The following is a 6,427-nucleotide window of genomic DNA, read 5'->3' on the forward strand; positions in this document are numbered from 1 at the left end:
AAGCGCCTGATGAAGGAATTCGAGCGTGAGCTCGCCATCACCCGCGGCCGTGTCGATGGCCTCGAGGCCAAGGTCGGTGAACTGCAGGCCACTCAGTTCTCCACCACCACCAAGCTGCGCGGCTATAGCCGATTTGTGGTTGGTGCGAATAGCTTCACCGGCACGAATACGGCCGCTGGTGATGTAGGAACTCCCTACACAACGGCGTTTAAAAAAGCGAATCGTGGTGCCACCACGTTTAACTACGACCAGCGCCTGTATCTCGACACCAGCTTCACCGGTAAGGACCTGCTGCGCACCCTGTTGCGTGCCGGTAATTTCCAAGAAAGCGCCTACAACTACGGTCTGCTCAAGCTCGATCCTGCCTTCCAGGAACAAGCTGGTCCAAACGTTGTTGGCGTGAACCGTCTCTTCTATGCCTTCCCTGTGGGCGAGAAGCTCAAGTTCAACGTGGGTCCTCGGGTGCGAATCGATGACCCCGGCATGCTCGCCATCGGTGTGCCCTCGGTCTACAAGACGGGTCTGCTGGACTTCTTCACCCGCGCGGGCTCACCGGGCGTCTACAACAAGAGCGGTTTCGGCGCCGGCTTCGGTGGCACCTACAAAAAGCTGCTTGGTGTCAAAGGACTCGCCATCAGCAGCAACTACGTCTCCGCTGATGGGTCCGACGGCAACCCCAGCACCGGCGGCATCATGACCAATGGCTCCAACAGCGTCTCGGTGACGCAGTTGGGCTACCTGGGTCAGAACACCCCGCTGATCGGTGGCAACTACGGCATTGCTGCTGCCTACACCTATGCCCAAAACTCCAAGCTGCACCGCGCCACCCCCTACGGCTTCGATGTCGGCCGCACCGGCGCCAACAACAGCTATGGCGTCAGCGGTTACTGGATCCCCGAGAACACCGGTTGGATCCCGACCGTGAGCCTCGGCTGGGGTTCCACCAACTCGGAGAACGCCACCTTCCGCGGTATCCCCTACCGCACCGACAACTGGGCCAAGACCCAGTCCTGGATGGTCGGTCTGCAGTGGAACGATGCGCTGCGCAAGGGCAACAAGGCCGGCATGGCCGTCGGTCAGGCCCCCTACGTGAGCGACAACGGCGGCGGCTCCATCGGCACCGTCGCTGGCGCCAGCACCCCGATGGACTCCAACACCATGTGGGAGTGGTGGTACGAGTACCAGGTCTCCGACAACATCTCGGTCAAGCCGGCGATCTACTACATCAACAACCTCGACGGTCAGTACGGCAAGGTCAACACCAGCAGCGGTGCGTACAACGCCAAGGACAACGTCTTTGGCGGCCTGGTGATGACTACCTTCCGCTTCTGATTGTCCTCAGGGCACCCCTGGCCCTCCGCCTTTGGCGGGGGGCTTTTTGCTGTTTAAGGATGGGTGCAGCTCTGGCCTGAGATGCATGCCCCAGTCCGCCCGCGATCCCTATGCGGTGCTCGGTGTGGCGGCTTCAGCCAGTGGCGCGGAGATCAAGGCGGCCTACCGGGCCCTGGTCAAACAGCACCACCCCGACGCCGGGGGCGATGAAGAGGCGATCCTGGCGATCAACGCGGCCTGGGAGGTCCTGCGGGATCGGGAGCGCCGCGCTGAACACGACCGCCACCGCGTCGTCAGCAGCCATGAATCCACGGTGCGCTCCGCAGCGGCGGGCCGGGCGGCCCGCAAGGCCACGGCGGAATCAGCTCGCGGTGATGAGGCCCTGCTGCTCTGGCTGCAGACGGTCTACGGACCCATCGATCGCTTGCTGGGTCAGGTGATCAATCCCTTCCCTGCTGAATTCAAGGCGCTCTCGGCCGACCCCTACGACGACCAGCTGATGGAGGCCTTCTGCAGCTACCTCGAGCAGAGCCAGGCCAAGCTCGAGAAGGTGGAGACGCTCTATCGGTCGATGGCCGCACCGGCCTCAGCCCAGGGCTTCAGCCTGAGCGTCTACCACTGCCTCTCCCAGGTCAAAGACGCCGTGGTCGAACTGGAGCGCTACACCATGGGCTACGTCGACAACTACCTCCACGACGGCCGCGAGATGTTGCGGGAAGCCAAGCAACGGCGCACCCGGCTGCAGGCGGAGCGCCGGCGACTGGACCTTTAGTTGAAGGCTTCCAGCTGATCCAGCCGCAGCCAGACATCGGGCACCGGACGGCGATAGCGCAGTTGGGCGTAGTCCCCCTTCACCAGCAGCACCTCAGCCGGGCCCTCGAAGAGGTAGTCCGGTGCGGTGGTGTCGCTGGCCTTGGACTCCAGGCTGCCGCCGTAGGCCGCGCGATTCACCTTCACCAGGGCCCCTTTCTTGATGGCGGTCGCTTCGGCCATGGCAATGAGGTCGGGTAGCCGCCAGGCTAGTTCCCGCTCGGAGTTCCAGAGGGTCCCTAGCCTTGGCCCCAGTTCAAGGGCTCTGGGCGCGTGCGGATTCTGCTGGTGGGGTGCAGTGGTTTTGTCGGCCGGGCCCTGGTGCCGCAGCTGCTCGCGGCGGGCCATCAATTGGTGCTGCTCAGCCGCTCCAGCGCACCTCTGGCGGCCGTGCGGTCCCCCCAACTGCAGCGTCTTCAGGCGGACCCCGCTCAGGCGGCCACCTGGCAGTTGCCCGCGGTGCAAGAGGCCCTGGCCGCAAGTGAGGCGGTGATCAACCTGGCGGGTGAGCCCATCGCCGAGAAGCGCTGGAGCGACGCCCACCGGGCCCTGCTCAGCAGCAGCCGCATCCACACCACCCGTGCCCTGGTGGCTGCCATGCAGGCGCTCCCCGAAGGCCAGCGCCCCAAGACCCTGATCAGTGGCTCGGCCATCGGCTACTACGGCACCAGCGAGACCGGGCGCTTCAGCGAAACCAGCCCCGCGGGCAGTGACTTCCTGGCCGGGCTCTGCCAGGCCTGGGAGAAGGAAGCCGAGGCGGCCTCAAGCTTTGCTCGCGTGGTGATTCTGCGGATCGGGATTGTCCTCGGCGCCGACGGCGGTGCCCTGGGCAAGATGCTGCCGGTCTTCCGGATGGGCTTTGGCGGACCGATTGGCAACGGCCAGCAGTGGATGAGCTGGATCACCCGCCAGGACCTCTGCCGCCTGATCGCCGAGGCCCTGGCCAATCCCGCCTATCAGGGTGCCTACAACGCCGTGGCCCCAGCCCCCTGCAGCATGGCCCGCTTCGCGGCGGCCCTCGGTCAGGCCCTCGGGCGCCCCAGCCTGCTGCCGGTGCCAGCGCCGATCCTGCAGCTGCTGCTCGGCGATGGCGCCAAGGTGGTGCTCGAGGGTCAGCAGGTCCTGCCGGAGCGCCTGCAGCAGCAGGGTTTTGTCTTTGAAGACGGGGAGCTCAGCGCTGCTCTCGAGCGCGCCACCACTTGAGCGCCCAGCCCAGGATTCCGCTGAGGATCGCCGCTCCCATCAGCAGTCCGATGGCTGGGGTGAAGAGCGGCTCCCAGAGGGTCTGAAACAGGTTCAGGGGTGCCTCGATGCCGCGGCTGTGGCAGACCACCGCCACCCCAAACCAGATGGCGCCGGCGATCACCACGAAGACGTCCGCCACCAGCACCGCATCCAGATAGCCCTTGAGGCGTTGGCCGGTGCTGGGTGGGGTCGCTTCAGCCATGGCGCTGCGCCAGACGCTCCAACAAATCAGCGCTCATCTTGGCGGCACCGCCGCCGCTGCCGATCCGCTCCTCGCCAAGCTGCCGCAGTTCCTCATGCCAGCGCTGATCGCTCAGCAGCCGGTTCAGCAGTTGCTCCAGCAGCTCAGCGGTGCCCCGCAGTTGCGCCTCGCTTCCCCCATTGCCGGGGGCACAGAACAGTCCCGGCCCCAGTAGACGCCGCTGGGCCTCCGCGAAGTTCTCAGTGAATTGCGGCCCCTCTCCGACGAGCTGCAGCACCGGCTTGCCCAGCCCCACGCATTGCTCGGCAGCGGTTCCGGTCATCGAGAGCAGCAGGTCGCACTGTTGGATCACCGCGGCAAAGCGACCCCATTCCAGTTGCAGGTGCAGGGGGCCCCGCTGCAGGCTGCAGCGGCTGCTGCTCTCGAGCTCCAGACGCCAGCCCAGGCGACTGGCCAGGGGGGCGACCTCCTGGGGCGTCAGTTTCCCCACCAGGGCAGCGTGTAATCCCAGCCGTTGCGGCGGACGCAGGGCTTCTGGCAGGCGTTCGAGCACCCGCAGCATCAGCTCGAGGTTGTGCAGGGCCTCCGGCAGGCGGCTGCCGGGCAGCAGCCCCAGCCGCTGGCGCGGGGCACCGGCGAGGCCTTCGCTGGCGCCCAGGGCTCCATCAAAGAAGGGGTTGCCAAAAAACTGCACCGGCCGCTGCAGCTGCTCGCTGAGGTCGCTGGCGGTCAACTGATCGCGGCTGTAGATCGCCAGCGATCGCTTGGATTTGAGGCAGCCGCCGCAGGGCCAGGGCAGCTGCAGGCGTCCCTCGTAGTGACTGGAGTAGGCCACCAGGTACGTCGCCATCGGCCTGCGGCTCAACCAGGCCGCCAGCACTGGGATGACATCGCCCACCACCAGGATCAGGTCGTAGCGATGGCCAATGCGCAGCAGCAGCAGTAGCCGGCTGAGCAGGTAGAGCACCTGCCCTTGCACGACCTCGGTGATGCGTCCGATCAGGCTGGTGTAGCCCAGGCCTCCAGTGCTGTATTCGCGGGTCTTGCCGCGCGTGGTGATGCCCGCCTGGACGTAGGCCTGGCCGTGGCCCACCAGGGGCAGCGCTTCAACGCTGCAGCCCTGCTGTTGGAGAGCCGTGCCGATCAGGGCACCGCTGAGGTCTTCGCCGTGGCCGTTGCTCAGCAGCAGAACGCGCCGCTGACCCTGCTGATCCATCAACCGTGCAGCCAAGCTTTGACCTTCTGCAGGGCCTGCCAGTCGGGGCGACGGGCCAGGCCATCGGCGATGGAGTTGTCCAGTTCTTCGCCGATCTCAGGGGCCATCAGCCGCACGCGCTGAACCAGCTCGATGTGCTCTCGAACGCCTTTGACGTTGTTCTCGAGCATCGCCAGGCTCAAGTTGATCCGGGCCTGTGGGTCCTGGGGGTTGAGCTTGACCGCCATCCGGGCCGAGCGCAGGGCCGTTTGCGCCTGGTTGTCCAGCAGTTGCAGCCAGGCCAGGCAGGTCCAGCCCGCAGACAGCCGAGGGTCCTGTTGGGTGATCTCCTGGAAACTGGCGATCACCTCAGACAGCGGAGCGCCCTCGTTGTAGCTCTTCAGGGCCTGCTCAAACAGAGAGGGCGCGTCAGTGGCGGTCATGGCGGAGGGCGTGCCGTTTCGTGAGCTCAGATTCGCACCCGAGGGGGGTCAGACCGCGAAGGAGCTACCGCAACCGCAGGTTTGGGTGGCGTTGGGGTTGGTGAAGTTGAAGCCCCCACCGATCAGCGCGCTGGAGAAGTCCAGCTGCATCCCATAGATGTAGAGGAGGCTCTTGGGGTCGCTCACCACGGTGAAGCTGGGGGCGCCGCTGGGCTCGTAGATGTAGCGCTCATCGTCCTCGCGGATCTCGCTGCCATCGATGAAATCCATCGTGTAGCTCATGCCGCTGCAGCCGCCGGAGCGCACGCCGACGCGGAGCACCTTCCCCTCCCCTTGGGCCGGAAGCAGGGTCGCCAGCTGCTTCATCGCCGGCTCGGTGATCAGGATTCCCTTGCCGTCCTTGCCGGTGTGGGTCGCGACTGGAGTGGCGGTCTCGCTGGTCATCGGGGCCATGCCTATGCCCCCACTGTATGGAGGCTCTCCTCCCCCTGCCGAGACGCCCGTCTCCATAGAGTCACCCCATTCGTGGGAGAACAAGGGTGCGGGTCGCCATCGTGGGTGCGGGTCTGGCCGGATTGGCGGCGGCGGTGGATCTGGTGGAGGCTGGCCACCAGGTGGACCTCTATGAGGCGCGCCCGTTCATGGGCGGCAAGGTCGGCAGCTGGGTGGATGACGGCGGCAACCACATTGAGATGGGCCTGCACGTCTTCTTCTTTAACTACGCCAATCTCTTCGCCCTGCTGCGCAAGGTGGGGGCGATCGACAATCTGCTGCCCAAGGACCACACCCACCTGTTCGTCAATTCGGGTGGGGATCTGCGGGAGCTGGATTTCCGCTTTGCCCTCGGCGCACCTTTTAACGGCCTGAAGGCCTTCTTCACCACGCCGCAGCTCGACTGGCTGGACAAGCTGCGCAATGCCCTGGCCCTGGGCACCAGCCCGATCGTCCGCGGTCTGGTGGATTACGAGGGGGCGATGAAGGTGATTCGCGATCTCGATCGCATCAGCTTCCAGCAGTGGTTCCTGGGCCACGGCGGCAGCGAGCAGAGCATTCGCCGGATGTGGAATCCGATCGCCTACGCCCTGGGCTTCATCGACTGCGAGGCGATCTCGGCCCGCTGCATGCTGACCATCTTCATGATGTTCGCGGCCAAAACCGAGGCCTCCAAGCTCAACCTGCTCAAGGGCTCGCCCCACCGCT

At 65.6% G+C, this 6,427-nt stretch carries 9 protein-coding genes; 4 read left to right on the top strand and 5 right to left on the bottom strand.

Annotated elements, in window-relative coordinates; all coding sequences use genetic code 11:
• Positions 1–1,332 (top strand): iron uptake porin (locus QZ184_RS09235; RefSeq protein ID WP_296419232.1); only part of this gene is annotated, 1,332 nt, incomplete at its 5' end.
• An 85-nt stretch (positions 1,333–1,417) separates the two neighbouring features.
• Positions 1,418–2,104 carry a DnaJ domain-containing protein gene (locus QZ184_RS09240; protein ID WP_296419234.1) on the top strand — a complete coding sequence of 229 codons (687 nt, stop codon included), beginning with the start codon at positions 1,418–1,420 and terminating at the stop codon, positions 2,102–2,104.
• Here QZ184_RS09240 and QZ184_RS09245 read toward each other — a convergent pair.
• Positions 2,101–2,325, bottom strand: coding sequence for an NAD(P)H-quinone oxidoreductase subunit O (locus tag QZ184_RS09245; protein WP_247476935.1), 225 nt, complete (start codon positions 2,323–2,325; stop codon positions 2,101–2,103). The genes QZ184_RS09240 and QZ184_RS09245 overlap by 4 nt on opposite strands.
• Before the next feature lie 90 nt (positions 2,326–2,415).
• Between QZ184_RS09245 and QZ184_RS09250 the strand changes: the two genes are divergently transcribed.
• A complete protein-coding gene (locus tag QZ184_RS09250) occupies positions 2,416–3,345 on the top strand; it encodes a TIGR01777 family oxidoreductase (protein WP_296419236.1) in 930 nt (309 codons plus the stop codon).
• On the opposite strand, the gene QZ184_RS09255 is transcribed toward QZ184_RS09250, so the two are convergent.
• From QZ184_RS09255 to QZ184_RS09270, 4 genes are read right to left on the bottom strand one after another with little or no spacing between them, the layout of a single operon-like run.
• Entirely contained in the window at positions 3,314–3,589 is a 276-nt protein-coding gene (locus tag QZ184_RS09255) for a hypothetical protein (RefSeq protein ID WP_010313244.1), read from the bottom strand. The genes QZ184_RS09250 and QZ184_RS09255 overlap by 32 nt on opposite strands.
• A complete protein-coding gene (locus QZ184_RS09260; RefSeq protein WP_296419238.1) occupies positions 3,582–4,805 on the bottom strand; it encodes a lipid-A-disaccharide synthase-related protein in 1,224 nt (407 codons plus the stop codon). The genes QZ184_RS09255 and QZ184_RS09260 overlap by 8 nt, the downstream gene beginning before the upstream one ends.
• Complete coding sequence (locus tag QZ184_RS09265; protein WP_010313241.1) at positions 4,805–5,227, bottom strand: hypothetical protein; 423 nt, start codon at positions 5,225–5,227, stop codon at positions 4,805–4,807. Before QZ184_RS09265 ends, QZ184_RS09260 begins: the two co-directional genes overlap by 1 nt.
• Before the next feature lie 48 nt (positions 5,228–5,275).
• Positions 5,276–5,671 carry an iron-sulfur cluster assembly accessory protein gene (locus QZ184_RS09270; RefSeq protein WP_010313238.1) on the bottom strand — a complete coding sequence of 132 codons (396 nt, stop codon included), beginning with the start codon at positions 5,669–5,671 and terminating at the stop codon, positions 5,276–5,278.
• Positions 5,672–5,766: 95 nt separating this feature from the next.
• On the opposite strand from QZ184_RS09270, the gene QZ184_RS09275 reads away from it, so the two are divergent.
• Positions 5,767–6,427: FAD-dependent oxidoreductase (locus QZ184_RS09275; RefSeq protein WP_296419240.1), on the top strand; the 661-nt coding region annotated here is incomplete at its 3' end.

This window comes from Vulcanococcus sp. DEBay_Sum22DG08_74 (assembly GCF_017852955.1).
Classification (GTDB): domain Bacteria; phylum Cyanobacteriota; class Cyanobacteriia; order PCC-6307; family Cyanobiaceae; genus Vulcanococcus.

Coding starts and splice junctions, on each gene's coding strand:
- QZ184_RS09245 (WP_247476935.1), bottom strand. CDS start 2,325: ATGGCCGAAGCGACCGCCATCAAGAAAGGGGCCCTGGTGAAGGTGAAT.
- QZ184_RS09255 (WP_010313244.1), bottom strand. CDS start 3,589: ATGGCTGAAGCGACCCCACCCAGCACCGGCCAACGCCTCAAGGGCTAT.
- QZ184_RS09240 (WP_296419234.1), top strand. CDS start 1,418: ATGCCCCAGTCCGCCCGCGATCCCTATGCGGTGCTCGGTGTGGCGGCT.
- QZ184_RS09260 (WP_296419238.1), bottom strand. CDS start 4,805: ATGGATCAGCAGGGTCAGCGGCGCGTTCTGCTGCTGAGCAACGGCCAC.
- QZ184_RS09270 (WP_010313238.1), bottom strand. CDS start 5,671: ATGACCAGCGAGACCGCCACTCCAGTCGCGACCCACACCGGCAAGGAC.
- QZ184_RS09265 (WP_010313241.1), bottom strand. CDS start 5,227: ATGACCGCCACTGACGCGCCCTCTCTGTTTGAGCAGGCCCTGAAGAGC.